Genomic DNA, 2,276 nt, shown 5'->3' on the forward strand with positions numbered 1-2,276 from the left:
GCACCTCGGGCACCTCGGGCACGTCCGGCACGTCCGGCACCTCGGGCACCTCCGGTACCTCGGGCACCTCCGGTACCTCGGGCACTTCCGGCACCTCAGGTACTTCCGGCACCTCAGGTACGTCCGGCACCTCCGGCACCGGCGTTACCCCGCTCGGCAATGTCCTCCAGAAATCCGGCAACCTCGTGACGGCGCTCGGTACGACGGTCGTAAACGGCGGCGGTCAGATCGGCGGCGTGCAGATTCCCGGCACGAACCCGACGACGGCCACCAGCATCGGCAACGCGGTCGGCAGCCTCGGCAACGGCGTGCAATCGCTCGGCAACGGCATCGCGGCCGGCCTGGGTTCGATCGGCGTGTCGGCGAACCCGCTCGGGCCGACGATCACGTCGACCACCGGCCTGCTGACCGGCGCCGGCGGCGCGGTCAACAACCTCGGCAATGCCGTGACGAGCCTCGGCACCGGTCCGCTGTCGCCGCTCGCGCCCGCGACGACCCTGGTCGGCAGCCTCGTCAACACGGTCGGCACCGCGGTCAACTCGACCGCATCGGCGCTGAACACGGCACTGAACAGCTCGCCGGTCCAGCAGCTCGAAACGCAGCTCGGCAAGGTGATCAACCCGATCACGAACACGTTGACCGGCGGCGTCACGACGCCGGGCGCCACGCAGACGCTCGGCGGCGTGACGCTGCTCGGCACGCCGCTCAACGGCCTGCTGAGCACGCTCGGCAGCGGCCTCGGGCTCGCGGGCACGAAGGTCGGCGGCGCGACCGACAACCCGGTCGGCGCGGGCCTCGGCGGCGTCGTGACGCAGCTCGGCAACACGGTGACGTCGACGGGCGGCCTCGTCCACGACAACAACGCGGGCAGCTCCAGCAGCGGCACGGGCGGCAGCAATCCGCTCGCGCCGATCACGGGCCTGCTGGGCACGTTGACGGGCGGCCTCGGCGGCGGCAGCTCGAGCGGTTCGGGCGGCACCAGCGGCACCAGCAGCGGCGGCCCGCTCGCACCGATCACCGGCCTGCTCGGGACGGTGACGGGCGCACTCGGCGGCATCGGTTCGAGCGGCACCAGCGGCACGGGCGGAACGAGCGGGACCGGCGGCACCAGCGGTACGGGTGGCGCAGGCCTCGGCGGCCTGCTGGCGCCGGTCACCAATCTCGTCAACTCGCTGACGCCGCTCGGCGCGAGCCTCACCGGCACCGTCACGACGCCGGGCGGCAACCTGTCCGGCACGCTCGGCGGGGTGCTGACGAGCGGCCCGGTCGGCACGCTCACGGGTGCGCTGGGCACGCCGGCCGGCTCGGCCGGCGCCACCGGCACGGTCAGCCCCGGCGGCGCAGCAGGCACCGTGACGACGCCGGGCGGCAGCGGCTCCGTGGTGACCGGCCTGACCGGCAGCACGGGCGGCGCCGCCGCGGGCGGCACCGGCAACCTGCTGTCGCCGGTGACCAACCTGCTCGGCGGTCTGCTGGGCGCCGGCACCAAGAAGTAAGCGGTAGCGCATCACGTATCAGAACGACAGGCCAATGGCCGGGCGCGCATCCATACAAAGCCCGGCCGACGGCCGGCGTCACCCGCCAAGCGGGGGCGCCGGCCCTCATCCCTACGAGGATCCGATCATGAACTCCACGCTCGACGGCATCGTCGCTGCCCCGGACCGCCCACCCCGTTCCGCCACGCCGTTCCGCGCCGGCCTGCTCGGCATCACGGCCGGACTCTTCGCGCTGTGGATCACGCGCGATCACCCGGCGCTCGACGCGGCCACGCGCGCGGTCATCGCGAGCCTCGCGATCATCGGCACGATCGCGCTGCACGAACTCTTCATCTCGCGCGTCTACCTGCGCCCGAGCGCGGGGCTGTCGCGGCAGGCCGTCCGGCCGCTCGGCATCGCGCGCGTCGCGACGCGGCTCGGCGCGCTGACGTCGATCTACGCGGGCATCGGCGCGATCTACTGGCTGCTGCCCGAATACCACGGCGCGTTCTACCTTCCGTTCTGGTCGCTGCTGCGCTCGCTCGCGCCGTACGTGATCGTCGCCGCGCCGTTCTACTTCGCGTGGATGGACCGCCATCAGCGCGAGACCGACGACGCGTACCTGCTGTGGGGCCGCTTCCTGTTTCGCCGCGAGCAGCCCGCGAGCTGGAAGCCGGTGCGCGAGATGCTGGCCGGCTGGGGCGTGAAGGCGTTCTTCCTGCCGCTGATGACCGTCTATCTGTCGAAGGACGCCGATCACCTGAGCGCGTCGCTCGCGAACGCGATGCACGCGCCGATGAC

At 72.7% G+C, this 2,276-nt stretch carries 1 protein-coding gene and 1 pseudogene; both read left to right on the forward strand.

The features are described from left to right. Positions 1 to 185 precede the first annotated feature (185 nt). Positions 186 to 1,496, forward strand: coding sequence for a collagen-like triple helix repeat-containing protein (locus tag JMF90_RS34015; RefSeq protein ID WP_011548340.1), 1,311 nt, complete (start codon positions 186 to 188; stop codon positions 1,494 to 1,496). 127 nt (positions 1,497 to 1,623) lie between these two features. Then, positions 1,624 to 2,276 (forward strand): annotated as a pseudogene (locus tag JMF90_RS34020) (hypothetical protein); the annotation flags it as partial.

Origin of the sequence: Burkholderia sp. E168m23, from assembly GCF_016586125.1 — a bacterium.
Lineage (GTDB): Bacteria > Pseudomonadota > Gammaproteobacteria > Burkholderiales > Burkholderiaceae > Burkholderia > Burkholderia orbicola.